Raw genomic sequence first — 25501 nt, 5'->3', positions numbered from 1 at the left:
TTTGGTTTGGCGTTGTACAGCAATTCGACTGGCAGAACACGCTAAGGGTCGTCCTTCCTTCGAGTGTGATCTCTCGCTGGAAAAATACGCCCGCACCTGCCGTGCCATGATGCATAAGGCGGATTGGGCATCGGACGAAGCGATTCGCACGAATAGCAGTCAGCCGGTGCATGGGGTTCATGTGCCCGATTTCACGTATCCCACGGTCGAATGGAAATGGCTACCTCACAAAATCACATGCTTTCTGCGTGACTTCCCGACGACAGTCCACTACGCGCGCGAGTATGTCAGCTCGACGCGGGACTACGCGCTGGCACCGGACATCTGTCACGACGTGGAATTCGAGTGCGCCAAACTGGCAAAACGGGCGCTCACACTGGCGCGCTTGACACGAAGGAAGCATGGCGCAGCACAGTGGAATTCTGATATGGCAGACGGTGATCTTGAACGGGAGCTCGATGAACGCATTGCCGCGAGCGAAAGCCGTCGAAAAGTGATGCTCGAGCGGGCGAAGCCGCGGAATGCTCACATGAGCGCAGACCCGATGCCGACCGGACAAGCGTGAGGCGGTGTGCGTTCTGGAAACTTCGCGTGCGTTGCCATCGCTGGCAATCAGGCCGTTCAGGTCAACACAGCGGATCGCGTCGTTTGACAGGGATCGTCGCCAGTGACCAAAGAGGAACGGAGACAGGGAATCCCCGCCACCTCCAGCGCAACAACGCGACGTTCCCGACGATGGTCGCGCCGCCATTAAGCGTCGATAGATATGGAGTACATATTAATGCTGTTGTGTGACTGCGGCGCGGTGCAAGAATGACTGATCGGTATCGGCGCGGCCGCGTCAGCAGTTCTCTGGCGTAGATCGCATCGCCCAGGTTATGCCACGAAATGCTGCTATTGAGAGAAGCAGCGCCGGTCTGCGGCGCACCGATGCAATCAGGAGCCGAGGTTGAGAAGGAAGTCAGGGAACAGCTCGCACGTCATCGCGGTCCGCGTCGAGCCGGCGATCGAACAGCGCTTGAGACTGCTGGCGGAAGTCACCGGGCGCAGCCAGTCGTTTTTTCTCCAGCAGTTGATCGAGAAGGGCATCGACGCGATGGAAGACGCGTGGCTGCCGCCGGAAGTGGTTGCCCAGGTCCGCAGCGGGGCGCTGCCGACGCAGCAGCGTGGCATGACCCTGGATCTGTTCGGGGATTCCATTTACGAGCAGTGAGCACGGTCGCACAGCGTATCCGTCAGGGACGGGCGGCGAGAGGGTGCAACTCGCCGACGTCGCTCAGATCCAACCGACTCACGATTGCTTGAGCGGTGTCGCGAACATCTGGTGAAGGCCGCAGCGCGGCACGGACTGAAGCTCAGGCCACCCATTGCCAGACCACCTCTTCGTCGGACAGGTCGAACGCGTGCTGCAGATACAGCAGCCCGGCAATCAGGCGCGGCGACGTTGCCGGTCGCGCCTTGTGCGACACGAAGCTCTCGCTCATCGCTGCGTCCAGCCGCTTCCAGTCGATCAGATCAGTCAGGCGCACCAGCGGATGCTTAAGGTTGATCTGCTCTCGCAGTGGTTGTCGGAAGAAATCTTGTTCCGTCACAGGCGTCTTCGGACCCATCTGCACCTCGTCAGGATTTGCAGGATTCACGCATCAATATGCCAGGTCTCTGCAATTCCCACAGCGTCATCTCGGCCCCAAAGGCACGCCATATAAGCCCCACCGGATTGTTCAGGCTCGACGACTTATGACGAGTTCACTTTCGCCGGTTGAGTAAATGTCAGTTTGCGGTTGACCACTTACAGGGCGTGGGCCGGCGACATGATTGCCAGAACCAAAAATCATCTACATTATCGAGATAACATCTCAGAACTCGATCAGCAGTTTTACAATTATTCGGACGATGGCGCGTGGGGATCTTCGGCCATCTTACTGTGACAGAACTATGAATAAACCAAAAGCCGCTGGCAAGCCGGGCAATGATGAAAACGCGTCTGTCTCGGCCGTGCTCAGGCGCATCGGTACATTGAGGGCGTCATTAGGGCCCGTGGGGCGATGCATTGCAGATTTCATCGCTAACCACCCCAGCGAAGTGGTCCATATGTCTGTTAGCGAAGTTGCCGACCGCACCGGCTCAAGCGAGGGCAGCGTGGTTGGACTGTGCAAAAGCCTCGGCGCGAGCGGATTTCAGCAGATCAAGATCGCGCTGGCTCAAGAAATAGTCCAGCCCGTACAGTTTATCCACGAAGACCTGAAACAGCACGATACGGTCGAGTCGACGATACGCAAGATTTTCCAGAGTAACGTACAGACCCTGCACGACACGCAGGCATCTCTAGACGCCAATGCCATGGAAAAGGCGGTCAAGCTCATCAGAAAGGCACGGCGCATCGAGATTTACGGCATCGGCAGCGCCGCCACGATTGCCGAGGATGCGCACTACCGAATGCTGCGCATCGGTCTCGATGTCAAGGTCGTGGTCGATTCCCATGTGCAGGCCATTAGCGCCTCGCTCACAGGGCCTGGCGTAGCCGTGCTGACTGTGTCGCACTCGGGTAGCACGCATGAGACCGTGCTCGCCACCCGGCTGGCCAAAGAGGCGGGCGCCGCCACCATATGCATCACCAATTTCGGCAAGTCTCCGATCCAGGCGTATGCGGACGTGCTGCTCTTCACGATGGCGCGCGAAACCAACTTTCGAACGGAGGCCATGACAAGCCGACTGGCTCAGCTGGCGATCATTGATGCGCTGATCGCCTGCCTGGCCCTGAGCGAGTTCGACAAGTCAATCAAGATGTTGCGCCAGACCTTCGACGTCTTGTCTCTCAAGCGTTACTGAAACTTAAGGCCTCAGCAGGGCGGATATGCGCTTAGCTGACTGCACCGCTGTGAGCTCTCCGGCTCGCGCCGCATCTGCCGCGCGCAAAAGCGCCGACAGACTCGCCGCGCCGGCTTGCCCGCTGTTATCCACCAGCAAACAGCGCATGCCCAAATTGCCCGCACCCTTTGCGTCGGTTGCGGGGTTGTCTCCAATCACGACGGTGTTGTCTGGCGTCGCGCCCAGCCTTCGCAGCCCTTCCTGCAGCAGCGGGGTCTCGGGCTTGCCAGTAACGTGCACAGGCTGAACGCCGCTCGCCGCCATCACAGCGGCCAAAACTGCGCCGGTTTCCGGCACCAGCCTGCCTTCGGCGCCGGGGTGGCTGACGTCACAATTAGTGACCACTAGGCGGGCACCGCAACGCAGTTGGTCGACTATGACGCACAGGCGTGCGTAGTTGAATCCCGGATCAAGACCCAGGACAACAAAATCCGCTTCGGATTTCACCAGCAGGCACCCGCTCCCGACTGCATAGCGCTGTAGGGCCCTGCTGCCGGCGAACAGAAGGCGCGCCTCGGGATGCTGATGCCTCATGAAATCGACGGTCTGCTCGCCAGCCAGCACGATCCGTTCGGGTACGACGTGGAGCCCTAGACGGCCCAAGCGACGTACCACGCCGTCAGCGGTATGGGTCGAGTTGTTGGAAACGATGACGTAGCGATCGCGGTACCTCGCAAGCAACTCGACAGCACCCTCAACCGCCTCGTCTTCCCGGATCAATGTTCCATCGAGATCGACGATCAGGTGCTTTGCCTGCGCCAAACAAACTCCAGCTTCCTCGATGGCGATGTATTCAATGTTGCTTTGTGGGTTCATGTGATCGGTGGATGCTAAGCACGCCAGCCGTGGAGCACGGCTCCAAATTATATTGAGAAATGCTCAATCGAAAACGTAATTTGTTTGAGAAAACTTCACACCCCCGTCATCTTTCCTGCCGAACATTGCGAGGATCAACTCACCGGACTTATGCCGGAAGCTTCCTCACCAATTAAGAAACCAGGATATGAACCGCTTGCTGGAACTCGTCGCCACCTGGCCAGAAGCCGGTGCCAGGATGGCACCGGCTTCTGTAGCAATGGAGTACGCGTTCGACAAGCGTGAATACCTGACCGCGCCGCTGAGCTACCTGCGGCGCGGGGCCGCAAGGAACTCCCGTCAACGTTCGCCTGCTCTTTGCGCGCGTATTCATTCAGTCTTGACACGCGTCTGGCCCGCTCGTTTCCGCATTCCGTTTCTTTCACCCAAGGTCATCTGTCATGGTTAAACTCGATCGCCGTCAATTCTTGAAGAGTTCGGCAAACGCCGCTGCATCGGCTGCGATGCTTGCCGCGCTTCCCGGGAGCATCCAGCGTGCTCTTGCAATCCCGGCGAATAGCAAGACCCGCACGATCAACGATATTCAGCATATCGTCATCCTGATGCAGGAAAACCGCTCATTTGATCACTACTTCGGTACGCTGCGAGGCGTGCGTGGATATGGCGATCGCTTCCCGATACCGTTGGCAAGCGGAAAGACCGTCTGGTATCAATCGGACGGCACAAGAGAGATAACGCCCTTCCGCTTCAACAAAAACACGATGAACGCGGCGCTGATTCCCGACATGCCGCACAATTTCCCGGACGCGCAGGCCGCGTGGAACCAGGGCAGCTATGGCTTTTGGCCGAAGTACAAGACGCCGACGTCGATGGGTTACTACACACGCGAGGAAGCGCCGTTCCAGTACGCGCTTGCCGAAGCATTCACGATCTGCGATGCCTACTTCTGCTCGGTTGCGACGGGAACCGATCCGAACCGCATCGCGTTTTTTTCCGGCTCGAACAACAACCCCGCACTGCGCGATCAAGGCATCAACTGCACCGATACCGATTCCGAGCCGGTCAATCTTCGCTGCTGGGTCACCGGCACATGGCCGACGCCCGGATACACGTACGCGGGCTCCGGCTTCGATTGGCCGACGATCCCGGATGTGCTCGAGAGCGCGGGAATCAACTGGCGCATCTATCAGGACCCGAACGACAACTGGACCGGTGCGATGAACGGCTGCCTTGCGTTCAACAGCTTCCGCAATGCCAAGCCTGGTTCACCGATCTACGAAAAAGGCATGAGCAACTGGTCGCTCGATGACCTGGCCAACGACGTGCGCAACGGCACGTTGCCGGCAGTCAGTTGGGTCTTGCCGTCGAAACTGGAATCCGAGCATCCGGGCGCGCCATCGAGCGCCGCCCACGGCGGCTACTTCACCGAAAAGGTGCTTGAGGCGCTGACGTCGAATCCCGATACATGGAGCAAGACCGCATTCATCTTGACGTTCGACGAGAACGACGGCTTGTTCGATCACGTCCCCGCGCCAGCCGTGCCCTCGTATAACCCCGACGGCACTCTCGCCGGTAAATCGACGATGGATGTAAACGGCATGTACTTCGCGGTCAACAAGCCTTCGTATCTGCTGCCGCAGGATACGGCCAGCGGCAACGTTCGTCCGTGGGGCATGGGCGCGCGCGTGCCCATGTACGTGGTATCGCCCTGGAGCAAGGGTGGCTTCGTCAACTCGCAAGTCTTTGATCATTCGTCGCTTGGGCTCTTCCTCGAAAAGCGCTTTAACATAACCATTCCCGCGATCAGCAAGTGGCATCGGGCCGTCAGCGGCGATCTCACGTCCGCATTCGACTTCGAACATCCAAACGACCAGCGCTTCCCGGAAATGCCTGACATGAGCAATTGGGCCCAGATCGAAGCGCAGTCGAAGTCGCTGCCGACAGCGACCGCACCGGCGACGCCCGCGGCGCTCTTCCAGGAGCCCGGCACGCGGTACTCGAACGCGTTGCCATATGAGTTGAACGTCAGCGCAGTGGTTCAACCGAACGGCGCTGTCACGCTCAAGTTTCAAAATACCGGATCGCAGGGTGCTGTGTTTCACATCTACGACAAGAAACATCTTGACCGAATTCCGCGCCGGTACACGGTGGAAGCCGGCAAGGAACTGTCCGACAACTATTGGAATCCGATGATGTCGGATCAAGGCGCATACGATCTTTGGGTCTACGGTCCGAACGGGTTCGTGCGCACCTTCAGCGGCAACGTGGCGGTCGCGGTGGCGGAGATCGAAGTTGGCTACGGGGCACAGGACAACACGGTATCGGTCAAAGCGCACAACAACAGCCGGAATCCGATCGACCTGACGATCACGGCGAACGCGTATCGTCACGACGGACCGTGGGTGCTGCGCGTGCCAGGCGGGGTCACCGTCGAGCAGCACTGGAATGTGTCATCGAGCGGCAACTGGTACGACTTCACCGTTTCGGGCGCGCACATCGAACGCCGATTCGCCGGCAGGCTCGAAAACGGCCGATCATCGGTGAGCGATCCCATGATGGCGCGGGGCTTATGATTCGACCGCCGAGGTGCCGGCCGCAAATGAGCGCTGCAACGCGTCGCCGGCGCGGCCGTCGTCGATTCGGTTAGATCGAAGCGTCGTTCAATTCGCCGAAGGCGACGCTCGCCGATCATCCGCGCATTGGGCCGGATGGCCCCAGTCCAGTGCGCACATCAGCCGAAGGCGGGTCGATTACTGCCCCCCGCGTCGGGCAGCAAGCTGCTGCCCGTTCTTCAAGAGGCGTTCCGGCGTCGCAGGCGACCGGTCGGCAAGAGCTGGCACGTAGACGAAATGTATATCAAGGTCAAAGGGCAGGGGAAGGCAGTATGACTTTGTCGGGTAGCCGCCATGCATATGATCGCCAAGGGGCAGATGAAAGACGCAGGCAAACTGAAGCCATCGGCCGCCCGGCAATTCTACACACTGGCGATGTAAGCAATCCTCATCATATCGCTATCGTTCGACCAAATCGCGTTGCTGCGACAGAACCGGCAAAGTTCCTATTCATGCGCTCCGCTGCCTGTGTCCGTGAAACGTACCCGGCAGGCGCAATCGCCGATTGTCTGAATTGCCGGTGTCTCCCGCACAGCAGTTCTACTAGCTCGTTTCATAAGCAATCCTCCGCATATCACCGCTGCTTGACCCGTTGACCTTACTGCGACAGAGCCGTTCCGGGTGTTGCGCCGGGTCCAGCAACGATGCGACAGCCCGTTCCACGCGATCACCTCGACCTCCACGTTGGTCATCCAGATTCCCGTAGCTTTACGCATATCTCATCCGTTATCGGATATTGGGTTCTTGAGCCGTGGGGGGCGTTCTGCGGCGTCGAGCGCAGGCCCTACCCCCAAGCGCGGAACGGTCCTTCTGGCGTCGAGATCCTGGCCGCGGCCTTCCTTGGCGAACGAGATGGCAATCAAGGAAACGATGCCGCAGAGACCGACGAAAAGGGCGATTGGGACATAGGAGCCGTGGAAGGCAACCAGGAGCGCCGTAGCGATAAGTGGGAGTGGACCACCAACCAGTGCGGTTCCGAGCTGGTAACCCAGCGAAATACCTGTGTATCGAACTTCCGGCGGGAAATTCTCGGCAAACAAAGGACCCATTACAGCGCCGACCATGGGATAGATGACGGCGAAGCCCACAACGACGGCCAGGTACAGCAACGCGACCGATCTTTGATGAACGAGCCAGAAGAAGGGTAGAACGAAGGCCATACTAGCGAGGGCGCCGATTATAAAAATCTTTTTCCGGCCGATTCGGTCGGAGATCCACGCGCTAAAGAGGACCATCGGAGCAGATAAAAGCGAGGCAACCAATACTGCATTGAGCGTATCGGTCCGCTCGAAGCCGAGGCCGATGGTATAGGAAATCGAGAACACTGCGAAGATATAGAAAACCGAGGTTTCGATGAACTTCGCCCCGATGGTCATCAGCACTGCCCGCCAGTGGAATTTGATGGTTTCCAGCAATGGCACCTTGTTCGCGCTCTCGTTCGCAAGGACCTTCTTGAACGACGGAGTTTCATCGACCGAGCGGCGAATCCAAAAAGCGATCATGACCAGGACGAAGGACAGAATGAACGGAATCCGCCAGCCGACCCTGAGAAAATCCTCTTTCGAGAAGATCGCGCTCGCCTCCAATGCTGCCAGCGAACCCAAGGCAAGGCCCAGCATGGTTCCAACTTGCGGGACCGCGCCGAAAAGGCCCCGGTATTTCTTAGGCGCGTACTCCACCGCCAGCAGTACGCCTCCGCCCCATTCACCCCCGAGCGCGACTCCCTGAATGACGCGCAGTACTGTCAAAAGGATAGGAGCCCAGACTCCGATGGCGTTGTAGTCGGGCAAAAGCCCCATAGCCAGGGTGCTGCCGCCCATCAACGAGAGCGTCATGACTAGCGTTTTCTTGCGGCCGATCCTGTCACCGATATGACTGAAGATGATCCCGCCGATGGGGCGCATCGCGAACGCCAGCGCAAATGACGCGAACGACAGCATCAATGCGATTGAAGGATCGCTGGCGGGGAAGAACAAGGGGCCGAAAACGATCGCCGCCATGGTTCCGTAAAGGATGAAGTCATACCATTCGATGGTGCTACCGATCCCGCTGGCCAACAGCGCCCGCACTCGCGTGCCGCGATCAATTGTCTCGACATCTCTGATATCGGTTGGGTAAGTCATCGGAATCCGTTTTTTGCCGTGAGTTAGAGTGAATGCGTGACAACCGTCTCGCTAAGATGCGCATGAGTCGTTGGTAGCCGGAAGACCGCCACCGACGAGCGCAAATCGCCGGCTTGCTTTTCGAGCGAACTCGCGGCCGCAGCGGCCTGCTCGACGAGCGCCGCGTTCTGCTGTGTCACCGAGTCCATCTGCGTGACAGCCTTGCTGACCTGGCCGATACCATTGCTCTGCTCGATCGACGCCGCGGCGATTTCGCCCATGATGTCGGTGACACGCTGCACTGATTGTGTGATCTCATCCATCGTCACGCCGGCCGCGTTGACGAACTCGGCGCCGGTTCGAACGCGTTCCACGGAGTCCTGAATGAGCCCCTTGATCTCTTTCGAGGCCGACGACGAGCGTTGCGCGAGCGAGCGTACTTCACTCGCAACGACGGCGAACCCCCGGCCCTGCTCGCCCGCGCGGGCGGCTTCGACGGCTGCGTTGAGCGCGAGGATGTTGGTCTGGAACGCGACGCTTTCGATCATGCCGACGATATCGGCAATTTTGTCCGAACTCGCCTGGATGCCGTTCATCGTATCGATGACCTGCGAGATGACGCCGCTGCCGCGCTGCGCGACCTGTACCGCCTGCGCGGCGACCTGACTCGCCTGACGCGTGTTGTCGGCGTTCTGATTGACTGTCGAGGTAAGTTCTTCCATGGTCGCAGCTGTTTCCTGCAGCGCCGCCGCCTGCTCCTCCGTTCGCTGTGAGAGGTCCTGGTTGCCGGCGGCGATTTGGCCCGTTGCCGATGCGATCGACTCGGCCGCCGTCGTGATCGTGCGAATTGTCTCCGTCAGTTGATCCTGCATCCGCTGCATCGAGTAGAGCAGGCTGCTGCGGTCGCTCGGCGCGGTCTTGACGACGACACTGAGGTCGTTATTCGCAACGCGCGTCGCGATCTCGGCCGCGTAACCGGGCTCGCCGCCGAGCGAGCGCAGAATGCCGCGATTGAGCAGGATCACTACAAGGCTTAGCAAAGCGCCGACCGCGACAAGCAAACCGACGCTGTCGTACAAGGTTGTATGGAAAGCAGCGTTAATATCGTCGAGATAGACACCCGTCAGAATAATCCAGCCCCATGGACGATAGGTGTCCTCATACGTGATCTTCGGGAAGACGCCGCTGACACCGGGCTTCGAAAACCCAATACGAGTGAAGCCTTTGCCCTCTCGGTTCACTATATCGATGGCGACCTGAAAGGTGAGTACGCCATTCGGGTCCTTGAACCCTCTCACGTCCCGGCCCTGGATCTCCGGATAGATCGGATGCATCAGAACGTGCTCCGAGTCGATGATCGTGAAGTAGCCGTCCGAGCCCGCGTAGCGCATGTTGCGCACGGCATCCATGGCCTTGTTCTTCGCCTCGTCGACCGTGATCGATCCGGCAGCAGCCTGATCGGCGAACGTCTTGACGACTGCAAGGGCGAGTTCCGTGGCATGCACTAGATCCGCTTTTCTTTCTTCTAGACGAACGTCTCGAGTGCGATAGGCGTCGATCACCGAGAGTCCGGCGAAGCACAGAAGACACAAAACCAGCGGCAGCCAGAGTTTTTGCGAAAAAGACAACTTGAGCACCTACATCTCCTGATTGGTTTGCGCAAGCGCGCAGCTTTAGTGGTCTGCCGTTTAATCACGGCATACATGATTGAAAGCCCTAGCTCTTGCGGCAACAAACCTTATATTCCGAAGGCCGGCGTACCGCTACCATCGACAATGTCCCACGAAGGGACGAGTGTCATCGGTGGTTGATAGTCCGCCGTCTGGGGAGCGACATTTGCATGCCCTTTGGGAATGCCCGTCAATGGCTGAAAATGGCCGAAGCTGGTCCAGTCTCGCGCGTCCGTAGTCGACCCTGACCAGCGTGTCGCCCCGCATCTTCGAGCGTCTGTAGCTCGATCAAAAAGTGGCCACCCCAGACGCCCCCCTAGAGGTGCGCTGAGAAACGTACTGTCAGCGTATGCCATGGGATGACAGCTGGAAACACAGTTGCCCGATCTGCCTTCATGTCGACAACGAGCCATCCTTTGCCTGGTGCTTGGTCGAGGGCCCTAGCAAGCTTGCCCATTTTCGACGCCCGGTCGTAGGCATACTCTCTCGCCGAGGCGGACACCAGGACCCGGAGCCAATGTAAATCGCTACGTCAGAACCGCGTCCTGACCCCGGCGATGACCTGCGTTTCCGAATCGGAGGTTGAGGCAGTCGAGGAGAAAATCTGCGCGTATTGCGCTGCACCGCCGGCGCGCTGGTAAAGGCCAACGAGATACACATCCGTACGGCGGCTCAACGAATAATCGATCCCCAGATTGACCTGGTTATAGTGCGGCTCTTCCGAGTTTGAATATTTACCCGTCGTATAGATGTACGCAGCGCCGACGAGGAGACTCGGAGTGATGTTGTGAGTCAGCGACAACTCGGCGTTCTGCAACCGAAGGCCGGACGTATCCAGATAGTCGAACAGCACATTGGTGTAGGCGAGGGTAGCTTGTACAATTCCGAAATCGTATCCCGCCCCGACGCCAAGAATTCGCTGCTTCTCGACGCCCGAACCACTCAGGCTCGTCGCAAACGGGGAGGTGAATCCATAGTTGTCGCTGATCGCCCCCGAAGAATTGTCCGTCGCAGCGGGGTGATTGTATTGGGACATCACGACAGCTACTTTGAATGGCCCGCGCACATAGGTGCTGCCGGCACTGAAAGCGCTGTTATTCGAAAAGGCCCCGGCCTGATTCGAGAAAGCGTATTGCCCGGCGAACGAAAGACCAGCCATAACAGGAGATTCATAGCGAACGGAATTCTGTAACCGCACCGCATCGAATATGTTGTCGTTGTCACCGATGTGCGCACCGTAGGTCGCGAACTGAACCGCGGATTCCGTCCAGTTCAACTGCTTGGTCATCTCATCATACTGGCGGCCCATTGTGATCGTACCCAGATTCTTGTCCGCGATTCCGACCCACGCCTGGCGACCGAACAATCGCCCCCCCTGAGCTGCGGAACCGTTCGTGATCGAAAATCCGTTTTCCAGATCGAAGATAGCCGATCGCCCGCCGCCCAGATCCTCCTGTCCCTTCAAACCCCAGCGAGACGGTTGCTGGGGGCCGTTCGCCATCTGGTAGAGAGGTTTGCCGCCTGCATTGGAGGAATAGCTCAATCCGACCGAGATCAGCCCATATAAGGTCACGCTGCTTTGCGCACGGGCGCGAGAGGCGTGGCCGCGATCAGCGACGCGAAGATTACAAAAGGAAGAATTTTCCGAGTAGGTAACGACGAGGTGTAGCTTTTGACGTTCATTAGGTATTCTAAATTATAGCGATTTCTACTGCTCTTTGATTGTCAGTCCGGAAGTAGCATTCCCACCAATACCCTATCCGACGACGATTGCTTTGCGTTGCATCAGCCGGGCCGGACCTGCATTAGAGGTCCGGCAACGTTGCGCCGTTCTTCTGCAGTGCAAGCGCCTCAGACTGGAATCTTCTTCTGGTAGTTGATGCAAGTCGAGCAGAGCAGCAGACCGATACCGGCACCGGTAAAGACCATCAGTGCAAGGAAGTACGAGCCGGTCAACTGCACGATCAAGCCGACGGCGAGCGGTACGAGTACCCCGCCGATATTGCCGCCGAGGTTCATCAGGCCCCCGAGCAGGCCCACCCTGTCGCGCGTCCCCACGAGCGACGGGATGCTCCAGTAGAGCCCGGTCCAGCGCTGAAAAAACAATGTGACCGACAACAATACGACCGTCAGCGCGGGCCCGCTCGCGTAAGCAACCGAGAACACCGCGACGGTAACTACGATCGAGGCGAAAGCGAGCATGGTGCGCATTACCTTGTTCGGCGAGCCGCCTGCGCTTTTCCATTTATCGCACAAAAAGCCGCCGACCAGTTCGCCGACGAATCCCGACAGGAAAATGATGAAGCTCGCGCCTCCCATCTGCTGGATATTGAAGCCATGTACCTTGCTCAGGTAATTAGGCATCCAGGTCAACAAGCCGTAGAACACGACGTTCGAAAACATATAGCCGAGGACCATGAGCCATACGGTACGGTACTTGAGCAGGTCGAGCCTCTTGCCGCTTAACTGAGTCGGCTCGCCCTCGTCTTCGATCGCCCGAGCCTCCTCAATATAGGTGGCCTCCGCTTCATTGACGCCGCGATGCTCGCGCGGGCTGTTGCGAATGAAGTACCACGCATAGATCCCGGCGAGCACCGTGCCGACGCCGGCCACGATGAACGCCAGGCGCCACGATCCCAGCATGGTGATCAACGAGGTGATCAATATCGCGCCGATGGCCGCGCCCAGCGGGGCGCCGCCATCGAGCAGTGTTGCGCCGCGGCCGCGTTCGTTCTGCGTCAGCCAGATCCCGTTCAGCTTGCCGCCGGACGGATAGATCGGAGCCTCAGCCGCACCCAGTCCGAACCGTGTCAGCAGCAACGTGGTGGCGTTGGTGGCCACGCCCGCAATTGCCTGAAACCCACCCCAGAAGACTGCAGCGGCCGTGATCACGATGCGTGGCTTGAAACGGTCGGCCAGCATGCCGCCCGGCACCTGCATCAATGCATAGGTCCAGAAGAACGAGCTGAAAATCAAGCCCTGCAACGCCGGCTTTATGTTGAACTCCTTCGAGATCAACGGCATCGCGACCGACAGCGACGCACGATCGATATAGTTGATCGCTACCAACCCCAGCAATACGAAAAAGATTTTCCACCTTACCGTCGTCTTGACTTGAACGGCGACATTCTCGACAGGTATGCTCATGGTCCCCCATCCCTCCTTAGCTGAATATGGTTTGTAGTCGTATGGAATGATCGACCGGCCGCGTACGATTTCTGCGTGAACGGCCGAGCGCGATAGCGACTACTTATTTAAAAGACGTCCAGTTGCTTCGCTGCAAGATGGTACGGACCTGACCGGCTGCGCTTTGCAGCGCGGCGACTTCGGCGTCAGTCCACTTGCGCGTCCCCGGCACGTAATGGACCGAGATCCATCCGATCACCTCGCCATCGGCCGCCTCGAGGCCGACCAGCATCTGTGCCTTGACACCATAGACTTCCATCAGCGCCTTCGGCGGCTTGACCTCCGCGTTCGCACAGTCGTCCTGGACCAAGGGCTTCCGGGTCGCGATGAGCCACTGCACGGTCGCGAGGCTGCGCTGATTCAACGAGGTATTCAGTTTCAGCTCGGCGATGCCCGGCGCGACCGATTCAGCGCAGACCCTGTCGACATTGCAGTTGTGCTCGGGAATGTCGATGCGCAATGTGGTGCGGCTGCCGCCCGTCACTTCACGAAGGGTGGCCATGACACGCTCGAGTTCCCCAAGCACGGGATTGGCCCTGAGCAACTTGCCAAAGCCATGGAGCGGCACGTCGATTGACGTCATCTTCAGCGCTTTCCACAACGTCACCGCGATGCTGTCGAAAACCGGCTTGCCGAGTTCCGCCTCCATCTCGTCGACCACGGTGGTCGCCGGCAAATTGGTACAGGCGACGACGAGGCACTCGGCATCGGGCGAATCCGCATCGCGCAGCAACTGCTTGATCCGCTCAAACGGCGTATTGCCGATCACGACGTTTTCGGTTTGATCGAGCCTGGCAGTGTTGACCACGGTGAATCCCTGGTTACCGTAAGTCTCGATGATCTTGCGAGTCGGTTCCTCGACGTATGGCACCGCCAGCGCGAAGCGCTTGATGCCGTAGTGCTTCAGCACGTCGAGTTGAGCCAGTGAAGAGGTGGACGCCGGCACTCCCGTGACTCGACTAATTTCCTCGCACAAGCTGATGTCGGCTTCGAACCCCTTGCCAGTCCAACTGCCAGAGGTGCCGTTCCACAAAATGGCGTCCATACCACCATCGCTCAGGAGCGCCGCCGCGTCCACCATTTTCTGCGTCTGAAACTGGTTGACGTCCTTGCTGTCGAGCGTCAGTGTCTTCACCGGAACCCGACTGAAATGGGTCGAGATCCGCGAGCTGATCTGATCGGTCATTGCCATCGTCATCGGCTCCAGTGCCGTATTCGACGACGGCGTGATAAAGCCGACTTTTTTCACGTCTTTAAGACTCTTCAACGGTTTCGTTTGGTTTCCCATCAGCGTTCCTTCAACAGGTTAATTGCCAAGCTGGACGCATTGTAGTGTCCACAAGTCGATAGCTAATCGGTCGGTTCGTGAAAACATAAGACACAAAATGTGAACGATAAGGGTTTGCGCTCCGATTTTTGAACTGATATGTAATGGCGCGTGCCGGCGACCGGCTGGGACGGGGCTTCAAACGTTTGTGGCCAGCCATTCCTCGAGGAATTGCACGCATACGCGGACCTTCGCCGATGTCGATAGCCTGGATGGATAAACCGCCCATACATTGGCTTCCTGCCCATAATCGGGCAGCACGCGTTTGAGTTCACCGCGTTTCAGGCTTGGCCCGACGTCCCACATCGAGCGCAGGATGATCCCGTGTCCGTCGATTGCCCAGCGATGCGCGATCTCACCGTTATTTGCGGAAAGCGGTCCGCTGATGCGCACCGTTTCTGCCCCGTCGGAGCCCTCCAGTTTCCAGCGGCCGAATTCCTGATCGCGCTCGCGGATCACAATGCATTTATGCTGTATAAGGTCGGCGAGACGCGCCGGAGTTCCCCACTGCTCCAGATAGGCCGACGACGCGCATAGCACGCGTGCGTTGCGTGCGATCAGCTTTGTAATAAGACTCTCTTCATGCACCGCGCCGATTCGAATGTCCAGATCGAACCCCTCGCGCACCAGATCGACCGGCCGGTCGAGCAGCTCCAACTGAAATTCGAGTTCCGGGTAACGCTGCGCCATCGCCGACACCGCCCGCGACAGATGATTACGGCCGAAACCTGAACTGGTACAGACGCGCAGCAATCCGCGAGGCACAATCTTCGAGGACGAAATCGCTTCGGCCATCTGTTCGGCATCCTCCAGGATGCGCTGTGCCCACTGATAGACGATATGACCGCTCTCGGTTGCCGATACCTTCCGTGTGGTGCGATGCAGTAATCGCGCTTGGAGCATGCTCTCGAGCACAGCGATGCGTTTGCTGATCAAGGCTTTGGACACACCCATTTCGAGTGCGGAGGCGGCGAAGCTCTGTTTATGCACGACCATGCAGAACAGGCGCAGGTCTTCCATCGATGGGAGATTGTTCACTTTTTGTAGTCGATTGGATCACGTAAGCGACCACTATATCGCGAAGCGTGCGCGCTATGATTCGCCTCTGTCAGGCTTGGTTGGTTCCGGTAAGCCTATTGCAAGATGAGAAGAGTCAATGAAAACACACAAGATCGCAGTTATAGCCGGTGACGGCATCGGCAAGGAAGTGATGCCGGAGGGCATGCGCGTTGTCGAAGCGGCGGCACGCCGGTTCGACATCAACCTCGAATTCAAGACAATGGATTGGGCCAGCTGCGATTACTACACGCAGCACGGCGAAATGATGCCGCCCGACTGGTTCGACCAGTTGATGCAGTTCGAGGCGATCTTTTTCGGCGCGGTCGGCTGGCCCGCGACCGTGCCCGACCATATCTCGCTGTGGGGCTCGCTACTGCGCTTCCGGCGCGATTTTTCGCAATACGTAAACTTGCGTCCGGTGCGCCTGATGCCCGGCGTGCCGTGTCCTCTAGCCGGGCGCAAGCCGGGTGACATCGACTTCTATGTGGTGCGTGAAAATACTGAAGGAGAATACTCGTCGATTGGCGGTCGCATGTTCGAAGGGACTGACCGCGAGTTCGTGATTCAGGAAACGGTCTTCACGCGTCAGGGCCTCGATCGGATCGTCAATTTCGCTTTTGATCTCGCACAGAGCCGGCCTAAAAAGCACCTGACCTCGGCAACGAAGTCGAATGGCATCGCGATCACGATGCCGTATTGGGACGAACGCGTCGAGGAGATGGCGAAGCATTATCCGGACGTGCTCACGGACAAATATCACATCGATATCCTGGCCGCGCGGTTCGTGCTAAGCCCGGAGCGCTTCGATGTTGTCGTCGCCTCGAATCTGTTCGGCGATATCCTGTCAGACCTGGGCCCCGCCTGCGCCGGCACCATCGGCATCGCGCCGTCGGCTAACCTGAACCCGGATCGCCGTTTCCCGTCGCTGTTCGAGCCGGTTCACGGCTCGGCGCCCGACCTCTACGGCAAAAATATCGCCAATCCAATCGCGATGATCTGGTCGGGTGCGATGATGCTCGATTTCCTCGGCAACGGAAGCGCTGTCTATCGCGAGGCGCACGACGCGATCATCCATGCAATCGAAACGGTTCTGGTCGAGGGACCGCGCACGCCGGATCTCGGCGGCAGAGCCAATACTACCGACGTCGGCAAAGCCGTCGCTGCGGCATTGAGATAACGATGACTACATTGTCTTTCTCGTTTGCAGCGCTAACGGCGGCGGAGCTCGGCCGTCTGCTGCATGATCGCAAAGTCGATGCGCGCGAACTAACCGATTACTTTGTTGAGCGTATCGAGGCGGGGGCAAACGCGGGGGTCTTTACGTCCACGTCCTTCGAACGGGCGCGCCGCGAGGCGGCGCAAAGCGCGGCTCGCTATCGGGCCGGTCAGCCTCTTGGCCCGCTCGATGGCGTGCCCGTCGCATGGAAAGACCTGATCGATATTGAAGGTCTCGCCACCACCGCCGGGTCGTCAATCTATCGGGATGCACAGCCAGCGCCGCATGATGCGCCGATTGTACGCAACCTCGCCGCCGCGGGCATGGTGACCCTTGGCAAAACGAATCTGTCTGAATTCGCCTACTCCGCGCTCGGGCTGAATCCGCATTTCGGCACACCGTTGAATCCGCGCGCAAGTGACGTGCCGCGCGTGCCCGGAGGTTCATCCTCGGGCTCCGCTGTGGCTGTCGCCGCGGGACTCGTGCCGGTCGCGATCGGAACCGATACGGGCGGCTCCGTGCGCACGCCTGCGGCATTCAATGGTGTGGTTGGCTTCAAGAGCTCCGAGCGATGGATCGACACTGAGGATGTATTCCCGCTGTCGCGCACGCTCGACACGATCGGCGTGTTCGCGCACGACGTCGCCGATTGCTATTTGCTCGATCTTGCATTGCGCGGCCTTAAGGCGCCATCGCTCGCACCTGACGCGACGCCGCTGGCATCGCTGACTTTGGTCGCCCCGGAAAATGCGATACTTGACGAGGTTGAGCCGGAAGTGCGGCGCAACTTCATCGCTTCGCTCGCGCGAGCGGCGGCTTCCGGTGTGCGGGTGCGCTGGCAGCCTGTCCCGGAGCTTACGCAGGTGCGCGAGCTGATCGCGCGTCACGGCAATATTGCCGCAGCCGAGGGTTATCAATCGCATCGCGAACTGCTCGAGAGCCCGCGCCATGCGCAAATCGATGTGACCGTCTATAAGCGGATGATGGGCGGCAAGACGATGTCGGCAGAGGACTTCGATGCATTGCAGCGGGGCCGCGTCGCCTTGCAGCGTTCGCTATGGGCTACGCTCGGCGACGCGCTGCTCGTAATGCCGACGGTGCCGCACGTCGCGCCGCCGATTGCGCCGCTTGCGGCCGATCCCGACGTGTTCGCCCGAGTGAACCTGAAGACGATCTGCAATACGTTGCTCGGCAATATGCTCAATACCTGCGGGCTTGCGTTGCCGAACGGAGTGGGCGCCGCGCAGATGCCGACCAGTTTGTTGCTTAGCGCGCCGGCCGCGCACGAAGCGCGACTGCTGCGCGCCGGTGTCGCGCTCGCCCCGATTATCGCAGGCGACTTTCCGTGAAGGCGCTCGCAATGGGACTTGTGCCTCGGTGGCGCAACGACCGTTGCAGCGCGATTCGACCATCAGTTCATTTAGTTTTGTGAGGCATGTACATGGCTAAAGAGATTTTGTGCGGTTTCGGTGTGGATGTGGACGCGGTAGCCGGCTGGCTCGGCTCGTACGGCGGTGAGGACTCTCCCGATGACATCTCGCGTGGTCTGTTCGCCGGTGAGGTAGGCTCGCCGCGGCTCTTGAAGATGTTCGAGCGTATGCAGATCAAGACCACCTGGTTCATACCGGGTCACTCGATCGAAACCTTCCACGAACAGATGCAGGCGGTGGCGAACGCGGGTCATGAAATCGGCGTGCATGGCTATTCGCACGAGAACCCGATCGCGATGACGCGCCAGCAGGAAGCGGACGTCCTCGACAAAAGCATCGAGCTCATCACGCGGCTTTCCGGCCGCAAGCCGACCGGTTATGTCGCTCCGTGGTGGGAGTTCAGCAATGTGACCAACGAACTGCTGATCGAGCGTGGCATCGTGTACGACCACAGCCTGATGCATCACGATTTCCAGCCCTATCGCGTGCGTGTTGGCGACTCCTGGACCAGGATCGACTACAGCAAAGATGCGCGCGACTGGATGAAGCCGCTGGTACGCGGTCGGGACACCAATCTGATCGAGATTCCGGCCAACTGGTACCTGGACGATCTGCCGCCGATGATGTTTATCAAGAAAGCGCCGAACAGCCACGGCTTCGTCAATCCGCGGGATATCGAGCAGATGTGGCGCGACCAGTTCGACTGGGTTTATCGGGAATATGACTACGCCGTGTTCCCCATCACGATCCATCCGGACGTGTCTGGCCGGCCGCAAGTATTGCTGATGCTCGAGCGCCTGTTCGAATACATTTCCGGGCATGCTGGTGTCAAGTTCGTCCGCATGGAAGAGATGGCCAACGACTACGCGCGGCGTTTCCCGCGCAGCTGAGCGGATACGGGGCGAGGTGTGTGATGTGTGGGTTATGTGGAATGCTCGGCGGCGAAGCACATTGGACCGATGCCGGCAACCCGGCATCGGAAGATGAGCGTGCACAGGTGCGACGCCGCGAGCGGCAGTTGCGGGTCGCTTGTCTGAACCGGGTGCTGCGAGCGTTTGCCTGTACGGTCAGCGATTGGCAAAGTCACGCCTATTTGATCAGCACATTCACCGGCAAGATGGAAATCGTCGAAAACCTCACGCAGTTGTGGCCGGCGGTCGAGCGCCTGAGCGGTCGCCGTGTCGATCCGCTGGCCGTGGATCTGCTCGATCGTTTGCGGCAGGCATCGTGAACGAACCGCTTAACCCCGCGCAACGCATCCCCATCAATCTGCTGACGGGCTTTCTCGGCAGCGGCAAGACGACGCTGTTGAAGCGCCTGCTCGGGGAACCGGCATTCGCTCATTGCGCGGTGCTGATCAACGAACTCGGCGAAATCGGCCTCGATCATCGGCTGCTGGAACAGCTCGATCACGAGACTGTCGTGCTGCAGAACGGCTGCATATGCTGCAGCGTGCGTGAGGATTTGCGGCAGGCTCTGCTCGATCTATATGACCGGCGCGAACGCCATCAAGTACCGCACTTCGATCGGGTCATCATCGAATCGACCGGCCTCGCCGACCCGATGCCGGTGCTCAATACCGTCGCCGGCGACCCGGTGCTACGGCACCACTTCAGGCTCGGCAATGTAGTGACGACAGTGGACGCGGTCCATGCGCTCGATCAATTCGCACAGCAGGCCGAGTCGCGCAAGCAGGCGGCCATCGCTGACCGGCTGGTGATCACGAAGGCGGATCTGGTCGATGCCGCACAGCTCGAGACCGTGCAGAGCGCGTTGCGCCAGATCAATGGGTCTGCGTGGCTGGCCGTGTCGCGCGACGATGCCGGCGATGCGCAGGTGCTGCTGAGTGAGGATCTCGATCAGCCCGCCGCGCGCATTAACGAGGTGCGGCGCTGGTTCCAGCCGGCGGGCATCGCTGCGGCCGCATCGAACACCGGATCGCCGAAATACCGAGCGTTTGGGCGAGAGCCGGAAGGTCCGCACCGCGGTGAGATTTCGACGCATTCATTGACATTTGACGAGCCGATCGACTGGGTCGCTTTCGGTATATGGCTGTCGATGCTGATGCACAGCCGTGGCGCCGACATCTTGCGTGTCAAAGGGATTCTGAACGTTCGTGGCTCCGACTTGCCGCTGGTCATTCATGGCGTCCAGCATTTGATTCACGCACCGGTGCATCTGTCGGGATGGCCCGACGGCGAGCGGCGCTCGCAATTGGTGCTGATTGGCAGATTGCCACCGCAAGCGCAGATCGAAGCATCGCTGCGCGCGTTCAACTGAGCCATGCCAATCATTGGAGGTCACTTGTAGTGGACGGAAAAGTCATTGCGGTCCACCTGAATCCCTCACACACATTCTCCAAGCGATCCGTTGGACAAATCATGCTGCTGGAAGGTTTGGGTGTCGAAGGCGATGCTCACTGTGGTGCAACGGTCAAACACCGCTCTCGTGTCGCTCGAGATCCCTCGCAACCCAACCTGCGCCAGGTGCACCTCATTCATGGTGAACTATTCGATGAGCTGATAGAGAAGGGGTTTAGCGTTCTCCCTGGCGATCTCGGCGAAAACGTCACGACGCGCGGCCTTGATCTTCTATCGTTGCCCGCGGGCACAGAATTGCATATTGGCGAGCATGCGGTCGCCACACTCACTGGCCTTAGAAACCCGTGCGCGCAAATAGATAATTTCCAGGCTGGGCTGATGTCAGCCGTTCTTGGTCTCTCGCCGGAAGGAAGGCTCTTGCGAAAGGCGGGCGTGATGGGTGTTGTGGCGAAAGTTGGGCCGGTACGCCCGGGCGATGAGATCGCCGTCAAGTTGCCACCACCGCCGCACCGCGACCTTGAAATGGTGTAATAGCGCATTGCACGAATAGCAGGCGACTGGTGACGATCAGCTGCGTCGATTGCCACCGCCACGCACCAGATTGCAGCGGGCAACCAGGACCTGTCGCAGCGCACCGAAGAGCGGGCCGCCTCACTCGAGGAAAGGGCGTCCTGCATGGAGCAACTGACCTCGACCGTCACCCAGAATGCCGACAATGCCAGTCAGGCCAACCAGCTCGCTGCGCAGGCTGCTTCGGTGGCGGAGCAGGGCGGCACCGTGGTGTCGCGCGAGGTCTAAACGATGGAAGGCAACAACGCCAGCTCGGACACGAGCAGTCCCCTGGCAGATGTAGCCCGAGGGGGCATCTTCGCGCCCGACGTCTGCGTCGATTCGAACAGACCGCAAGAATTGACGCGAGATAGATACCATGTCCGACAGCTGCTTTGCAATGGTTTCGCTCGCCGCCTCAGTTCTTGGCATATGGAGCCTTCAATAGCTTGCATTTATACGAATTCAAATCGTCCAACGCAGCGTCTCGACGCGTAACCTGCCGAATTGCCGCTTGTTCCGTCCACTGAATAAGGTCTCGAAAAAGTTGCTCGAGGGCCATCAAACGGTCCGCGACCGCATTTTCGTCCAGTTGAAGACACGTCCAGGTGATCCGTAGTCGTGCGCCACTCGGTCAAATGCCATGACAGATCCCGAGTGCTGCAGCAGCGTCAAGGGTGGCGCTGCGCCAGGCTTCGCTTGCCCTTGACCCGGCTACACGCTTGCGCACGGAGACCGAGAAGGACCAGACCGATGATTCGCGACACAGTATGTTGTCAATGCCGCCCGTAATTTCCCCAGAAGGGGGTGCGGCAGAAATCTTGGACTCGTTTATGCTGCAAGTCCGAGGCTCTCCCGGTATTCGCGGGGACTGAGGGAGCCCAGTGAGATTTTGATCCGCTTTTCGTTATACCAGCGGATGTAGGAATCGACTACCGCGATGAATTGCTCAATGGTTGTAGCCTGCCAGTCCCGGGGATAGAACAGCTCCGTTTTCAGCCGGCCGAAGAAGCCTTCGCAGGCCGCATTGTCGGGCGAGCACCCTTTGCGCGACATCGAGCGAATCAGCTTCGCGTCGCGCATACGTGAGAGCCACCCCGGCCAGCGATAGTGAGCACCGCGATCAGAGTGGACGACAGGCCGCTCGTTGCTATTGGCCACCGTCTCGATGGCTGCATCCAGCATGATGTTCACAAGCTCAGCATCCGGACGCGTGCCTATCGTCCAGCTGATAACCAGCCCATCGAAACAGTCGATTACGGGCGACAGATACACCTTACCAGCCGGAATCTGGAACTCGGCGATGTCAGTGAGCCACTTCTCATTCGGGGCTGCCGCCTGGAAATCGCGGTAGATGATGTTTTCAGGCGCGGGGCTGATCTTTTCCAAATAGGAGCCGTAGCGACGTCGCCTCGTAGTGGCAACGGCCAGGCGCTCCTGCCTCATCAAACGCCGCACGACTTTCTCGGAGAGGAAGACTTGCTGCCTGCCGAGGGCCGCCCGTACCCTTCGATAGCCGTAGCAGCGGTGATTTAGCTCAATAGGTTTGTTTCAGGGCATCAACCAGCAACGTCTTCTCCCGGTTGGGCAGGAGCTGCAGGTCGACGCCCAGGTCTTTTTTTAGCAGTTCATTGGCCTTCTTCAGGATGTCGTGTTCAAGCTGCAATTGCCGGATATCGCGTCGAAGCGATTCGACCTGCCGCTCCAGTTCTCCCCGCCCAGGGGCGTGCGGCGAATCGTTGTGGCGTTTCATGGAAGCCGGAACCTCACGACCGAGTAGCTTATTTTTCCAGTTGTATAACGTCGGCCTGCTCACGCCCATCCTTTGTGCAACCACGCGCGCACTTTCCTCTCGAGTACACAGCTCGATGACTGCTGCCTCCTTCAACTCTCGGGGCTGCGGTACGCCCCTTTGCCGACAACGCATTTCCTGGTTTCGGGGTGCAGCTCGTCGACCCAGGCTGCGAGTGTCTCGCGCCCCGGATATCCCAATGCCCTCAAAGTTCCAGCAAGACAGTGACCATGGTTCAGATAGTGCTCGACGGCCGCCTTCTTCTGTTCGGCCGAGTACTTCGGCCTTGAACGCACATAGCGCGCCGGCAGATCATGACATCGTTCGTAGTGTCGATGCCAGCTTTTGAGAGCATTCTTTGTCGGGTAACCCAACTGACGAATGGTCGCGGCGACGCGCTTTCCGAGTTTGATGTAAAGCTCAATCGCTCGAATGCGGTCCTCGTACGAGTACATGGACTACCTCCAAGTAGTCCAAGATTTCTGTCGCACCCCCCTTTTGGTATGCGTAGATTCTTTTCATCGAATCGCTCAATTGACGGTGTGCGTCGGTCAAGGAGTCGTAGCTGGCCGGGACGCTCCAGTTCGTACTGCGCGGTCAAGGCCAGGGAATCAGCCTCCAGGCTGGGCATGCCAGGGCGGCTCGGCGGACCTTCGCCGTTGCCAGTATCCTTCCGAGGCGCACGAATCCATTGATCAGTGGCGGCTGTACATCGCGTTCCGATCGGTCGCGGACGCGGCTCCGCGGCCTGCTTTCAACGAACCACTTATGACACCACCGTAACCACTTAACGCGCCACTTTTGCGCAGCCGCCCTGGCTTCGGCGGCCTGGATTTCAGCCGGATAGGTAGTTTGGTCGCCTTCGCCCACGTGATAGCCAGCCTTCTCGAGCTCGACGAGTTCGGCGCGCACCTGAGCGCGGGTGACAAGTACGTTCGATTGCTGGGCGAACGATACGGCCGGTGCGTCCAGGGTCGAAGCAAGCGCGACGGCGGAAACAAGTGTTTTGACATTCATGGTCAAACTTCCTGTACGGGTATCGGGTGCAAAACCTGTATTGAGTTTTGGAACCGCCGCCTTCGGCAGCGTCATAGCACATCACCCCTGTGCCCCTGAGCATAGTTGCGCGTGCAGCGACCTTCCTCGTGACGTTCGCGTACGTGCGGCATTTGGTCGCTCGTCGTTGCGCAAAGACCACCGAAATTTTCCCCACGAATAACCGAACGTCCGCCGCATCAGCGTCGCAGCTATATCTTTCATTTTCATTTATGAAAGTTGCGAAAAAAACCATTTAACAGTTCTCCAAGCGCCCGCGTAAAATCCGCCCTGTTCTAACGATGAACTAAAAATTACAAATGAATAGCGCTCGGAGTTTGTTATGGAGCGCCTGAGAAAGCAGGCGCTTCTTGGTTTTTCTGACGAGAAAGTAATTCAGCTGGCGAGGGCAATGGGACGCGTCGCCGACGTCAAGGCAGGCGACTATGTATGTTTCCAGGGCGATGCCGCTTCGCCCCTGATAATGCTGTTATCCGGTCAGCTGCGGACCTGTAGTCTTTCCAGCGAAGGGCATGAGATTCCAATACGGACTCTTAACGCCGGCGAATCGACCGGCGCTGTTTCGATCGTCGACGACTCGCCCATTGCCGAAAATGTCATTGCAACACAGAAAAGCACCCTCGTTCTGCTGGCGCGCGCCGACGCTCGCCGGTTGTTCCTGGAGCCAGAGGTATCGCGTGCACTGAACCGCTCGTTTGCGAGCCTGGTACAGGGGTTCGCGACTCGACATGCCGAGCAGGGGATGCCGCGAGCCGCAGCAAGAGTCTCCGCGTTGATCAACTCAGCCCTCAGCGAGACGGGCAAGGATGCGCCAGCGGTGATCGAGCTTCCCAGTCACGCAACGCTCGGCGCAATGGCGAAAGTCAGCCGCGAAACCGTGTCACGCGTGCTTGCGTCACTGGAGCGCCGCGGCGTGATCGCGAGGCGGGGACGCCAGATATCAGTCCAGGACCGCGCTGCCTTGGAAACCATTGCCAAGGGATAGACGAAGGTTCTGTCGCAACAAGGCGTTGAGGTAAATTTGGCGGACGGAAATTGCTGACGACCACGATGGCCAAGACGACGAAGACGCCGCGCAAGACGTTGCTCCCTGGCATCGGCAAGGTGCTGAAGCGACTGCACTATCCACTGGACGTGATGCTATTGTGCGTGCGATGGTGCGTGGCATACTCGCTGAGCCTGCGAAACCTTCTGGGTGGTGGGGAGATGGCGTCTCACGACAGCGCGATTTCGTCTTCTTCATCACGTCATCTTAGCTGACCAGTCCGCGAACGTGACAACGCCGGTAGGACTCTAAACGCCTTTTCCAATAGCTCGTCGAATAATTCACCATGCATAAGGTGCTCCGCGCTTCGCCATTATTTCCGCGAGGTCCCGACGGCTGAGCTTGTACCACAGTGACCAACGCACACGCAGGACGATGGCCTTGCGGTCGAAGTGCCCGGCCATTGAACTGCCAGTCGATGTCTTTTAGATGACTCATTGCGCGGAAAGGAA

General features: G+C 58.9%; 19 protein-coding genes and 6 pseudogenes. 15 read left to right on the top strand and 10 right to left on the bottom strand.

All coding sequences use genetic code 11. The features are described from left to right. Positions 1 to 106 precede the first annotated feature (106 nt). On the top strand, positions 107 to 565 hold the full coding sequence (locus OKW44_RS01030) for a hypothetical protein (protein ID WP_018420287.1): 459 nt from the start codon (positions 107 to 109) through the stop codon (positions 563 to 565). Positions 566 to 1018: 453 nt separating this feature from the next. Continuing rightward, a complete protein-coding gene (locus tag OKW44_RS01025; RefSeq protein ID WP_343219817.1) occupies positions 1019 to 1213 on the top strand; it encodes a YlcI/YnfO family protein in 195 nt (64 codons plus the stop codon). Between the two features lie 148 nt (positions 1214 to 1361). Here the strand turns inward: OKW44_RS01025 and OKW44_RS01020 are convergent. Beyond that, positions 1362 to 1610, bottom strand: a pseudogene (locus tag OKW44_RS01020) (transposase); the annotation flags it as partial. 325 nt (positions 1611 to 1935) lie between these two features. On the opposite strand from OKW44_RS01020, the gene OKW44_RS01015 reads away from it, so the two are divergent. Further along, positions 1936 to 2829, top strand: coding sequence for a MurR/RpiR family transcriptional regulator (locus OKW44_RS01015; RefSeq protein WP_239499059.1), 894 nt, complete (start codon positions 1936 to 1938; stop codon positions 2827 to 2829). Positions 2830 to 2832: 3 nt separating this feature from the next. Here the strand turns inward: OKW44_RS01015 and OKW44_RS01010 are convergent, their stop codons facing one another. Next, complete coding sequence (locus tag OKW44_RS01010) at positions 2833 to 3684, bottom strand: HAD-IIA family hydrolase (protein WP_018420291.1); 852 nt, start codon at positions 3682 to 3684, stop codon at positions 2833 to 2835. 187 nt (positions 3685 to 3871) lie between these two features. Here OKW44_RS01010 and OKW44_RS01005 point away from each other — a divergent pair, with 187 nt between their 5' ends. The 3 genes and pseudogenes from OKW44_RS01005 to OKW44_RS00995 form a co-directional block, all read left to right on the top strand. Continuing rightward, complete coding sequence (locus OKW44_RS01005) at positions 3872 to 4132, top strand: hypothetical protein (RefSeq protein ID WP_162633945.1); 261 nt, start codon at positions 3872 to 3874, stop codon at positions 4130 to 4132. After that, positions 4125 to 6257: a phosphocholine-specific phospholipase C gene (locus tag OKW44_RS01000; protein ID WP_018420292.1), complete on the top strand. Its 2133-nt coding sequence runs from the start codon at positions 4125 to 4127 to the stop codon at positions 6255 to 6257. Before OKW44_RS01005 ends, OKW44_RS01000 begins: the two co-directional genes overlap by 8 nt. A 201-nt stretch (positions 6258 to 6458) precedes the next feature. Continuing rightward, positions 6459 to 6563: pseudogene (locus tag OKW44_RS00995) on the top strand (IS6 family transposase); the annotation flags it as partial. A 452-nt stretch (positions 6564 to 7015) separates the two neighbouring features. Here OKW44_RS00995 and OKW44_RS00990 read toward each other — a convergent pair. The 6 genes from OKW44_RS00990 to OKW44_RS00965 all read right to left on the bottom strand — a co-directional run bounded on the left by OKW44_RS00990 (position 7016) and on the right by OKW44_RS00965 (position 15601). After that, positions 7016 to 8419, bottom strand: a complete 1404-nt coding sequence (locus OKW44_RS00990) for an MFS transporter (RefSeq protein WP_018420293.1) — start codon at positions 8417 to 8419, stop codon at positions 7016 to 7018. 23 nt (positions 8420 to 8442) lie between these two features. Beyond that, the gene (locus tag OKW44_RS00985) at positions 8443 to 10035 is read right to left on the bottom strand and encodes a methyl-accepting chemotaxis protein (RefSeq protein ID WP_018420294.1); all 1593 of its coding nucleotides are present in this window, start codon (positions 10033 to 10035) and stop codon (positions 8443 to 8445) included. Between the two features lie 565 nt (positions 10036 to 10600). Next, positions 10601 to 11641 (bottom strand): porin, encoded by a 1041-nt coding sequence (locus OKW44_RS00980; RefSeq protein ID WP_429409306.1) that lies wholly within the window; start codon positions 11639 to 11641, stop codon positions 10601 to 10603. A gap of 278 nt (positions 11642 to 11919) precedes the next feature. Further along, positions 11920 to 13215, bottom strand: a complete 1296-nt coding sequence (locus OKW44_RS00975; RefSeq protein WP_018420296.1) for an MFS transporter — start codon at positions 13213 to 13215, stop codon at positions 11920 to 11922. A gap of 103 nt (positions 13216 to 13318) precedes the next feature. Beyond that, positions 13319 to 14503, bottom strand: coding sequence for an aspartate racemase/maleate isomerase family protein (locus OKW44_RS00970; RefSeq protein ID WP_063713716.1), 1185 nt, complete (start codon positions 14501 to 14503; stop codon positions 13319 to 13321). A gap of 216 nt (positions 14504 to 14719) precedes the next feature. Then, positions 14720 to 15601: a LysR family transcriptional regulator gene (locus tag OKW44_RS00965; RefSeq protein ID WP_018420298.1), complete on the bottom strand. Its 882-nt coding sequence runs from the start codon at positions 15599 to 15601 to the stop codon at positions 14720 to 14722. 136 nt (positions 15602 to 15737) lie between these two features. On the opposite strand from OKW44_RS00965, the gene OKW44_RS00960 reads away from it, so the two are divergent. The 7 genes and pseudogenes from OKW44_RS00960 to OKW44_RS00930 form a co-directional block, all read left to right on the top strand. Next, positions 15738 to 16817 carry a tartrate dehydrogenase gene (locus OKW44_RS00960; protein WP_018420299.1) on the top strand — a complete coding sequence of 360 codons (1080 nt, stop codon included), beginning with the start codon at positions 15738 to 15740 and terminating at the stop codon, positions 16815 to 16817. A gap of 2 nt (positions 16818 to 16819) precedes the next feature. Beyond that, the gene (locus tag OKW44_RS00955) at positions 16820 to 18205 is read left to right on the top strand and encodes an amidase family protein (protein WP_051103777.1); all 1386 of its coding nucleotides are present in this window, start codon (positions 16820 to 16822) and stop codon (positions 18203 to 18205) included. A gap of 92 nt (positions 18206 to 18297) precedes the next feature. Next, positions 18298 to 19176, top strand: a complete 879-nt coding sequence (locus tag OKW44_RS00950) for a polysaccharide deacetylase family protein (protein ID WP_018420301.1) — start codon at positions 18298 to 18300, stop codon at positions 19174 to 19176. Between the two features lie 41 nt (positions 19177 to 19217). Beyond that, positions 19218 to 19517: a hypothetical protein gene (locus OKW44_RS00945; protein WP_018420302.1), complete on the top strand. Its 300-nt coding sequence runs from the start codon at positions 19218 to 19220 to the stop codon at positions 19515 to 19517. Beyond that, entirely contained in the window at positions 19514 to 20566 is a 1053-nt protein-coding gene (locus OKW44_RS00940) for a CobW family GTP-binding protein (RefSeq protein WP_018420303.1), read from the top strand. Before OKW44_RS00945 ends, OKW44_RS00940 begins: the two co-directional genes overlap by 4 nt. A gap of 29 nt (positions 20567 to 20595) precedes the next feature. Next, positions 20596 to 21138 (top strand): MOSC domain-containing protein, encoded by a 543-nt coding sequence (locus tag OKW44_RS00935; protein WP_026225756.1) that lies wholly within the window; start codon positions 20596 to 20598, stop codon positions 21136 to 21138. Positions 21139 to 21183: 45 nt separating this feature from the next. Continuing rightward, positions 21184 to 21489: pseudogene (locus OKW44_RS00930) on the top strand (methyl-accepting chemotaxis protein); the annotation flags it as partial. 498 nt (positions 21490 to 21987) lie between these two features. Here OKW44_RS00930 and OKW44_RS00925 read toward each other — a convergent pair. Together OKW44_RS00925 and OKW44_RS00920 are read right to left on the bottom strand one after the other, a co-directional pair. After that, positions 21988 to 23403 (bottom strand): annotated as a pseudogene (locus OKW44_RS00925) (IS3 family transposase). A gap of 240 nt (positions 23404 to 23643) precedes the next feature. Continuing rightward, a pseudogene (locus tag OKW44_RS00920) lies at positions 23644 to 23965 on the bottom strand (DUF4148 domain-containing protein). A 361-nt stretch (positions 23966 to 24326) separates the two neighbouring features. Here OKW44_RS00920 and OKW44_RS00915 point away from each other — a divergent pair. Together OKW44_RS00915 and OKW44_RS00910 are read left to right on the top strand one after the other, a co-directional pair. After that, complete coding sequence (locus tag OKW44_RS00915) at positions 24327 to 24989, top strand: Crp/Fnr family transcriptional regulator (RefSeq protein ID WP_018420309.1); 663 nt, start codon at positions 24327 to 24329, stop codon at positions 24987 to 24989. Positions 24990 to 25054: 65 nt separating this feature from the next. Then, positions 25055 to 25195, top strand: a pseudogene (locus OKW44_RS00910) (IS6 family transposase); the annotation flags it as partial. Between the last annotated feature and the right edge of the window lie 306 nt (positions 25196 to 25501).

The organism is Paraburkholderia lebeckiae (assembly GCF_050436325.1).
Classification (GTDB): Bacteria; Pseudomonadota; Gammaproteobacteria; order Burkholderiales; family Burkholderiaceae; genus Paraburkholderia; species Paraburkholderia tuberum.
Note: the sequence above shows the minus strand (reverse complement) of the source record. Positions and strands in the feature narration are given on the sequence as shown.

Coding starts and splice junctions, on each gene's coding strand:
- OKW44_RS01030 (WP_018420287.1), top strand. CDS start 107: ATGATGCATAAGGCGGATTGGGCATCGGACGAAGCGATTCGCACGAAT.
- OKW44_RS01015 (WP_239499059.1), top strand. CDS start 1,936: ATGAATAAACCAAAAGCCGCTGGCAAGCCGGGCAATGATGAAAACGCG.
- OKW44_RS01010 (WP_018420291.1), bottom strand. CDS start 3,684: ATGAACCCACAAAGCAACATTGAATACATCGCCATCGAGGAAGCTGGA.
- OKW44_RS01005 (WP_162633945.1), top strand. CDS start 3,872: ATGAACCGCTTGCTGGAACTCGTCGCCACCTGGCCAGAAGCCGGTGCC.
- OKW44_RS01000 (WP_018420292.1), top strand. CDS start 4,125: ATGGTTAAACTCGATCGCCGTCAATTCTTGAAGAGTTCGGCAAACGCC.
- OKW44_RS00990 (WP_018420293.1), bottom strand. CDS start 8,419: ATGACTTACCCAACCGATATCAGAGATGTCGAGACAATTGATCGCGGC.
- OKW44_RS00975 (WP_018420296.1), bottom strand. CDS start 13,215: ATGAGCATACCTGTCGAGAATGTCGCCGTTCAAGTCAAGACGACGGTA.
- OKW44_RS00965 (WP_018420298.1), bottom strand. CDS start 15,601: ATGGAAGACCTGCGCCTGTTCTGCATGGTCGTGCATAAACAGAGCTTC.
- OKW44_RS00960 (WP_018420299.1), top strand. CDS start 15,738: ATGAAAACACACAAGATCGCAGTTATAGCCGGTGACGGCATCGGCAAG.
- OKW44_RS00955 (WP_051103777.1), top strand. CDS start 16,820: ATGACTACATTGTCTTTCTCGTTTGCAGCGCTAACGGCGGCGGAGCTC.
- OKW44_RS00950 (WP_018420301.1), top strand. CDS start 18,298: ATGGCTAAAGAGATTTTGTGCGGTTTCGGTGTGGATGTGGACGCGGTA.
- OKW44_RS00945 (WP_018420302.1), top strand. CDS start 19,218: ATGCTCGGCGGCGAAGCACATTGGACCGATGCCGGCAACCCGGCATCG.
- OKW44_RS00915 (WP_018420309.1), top strand. CDS start 24,327: ATGGAGCGCCTGAGAAAGCAGGCGCTTCTTGGTTTTTCTGACGAGAAA.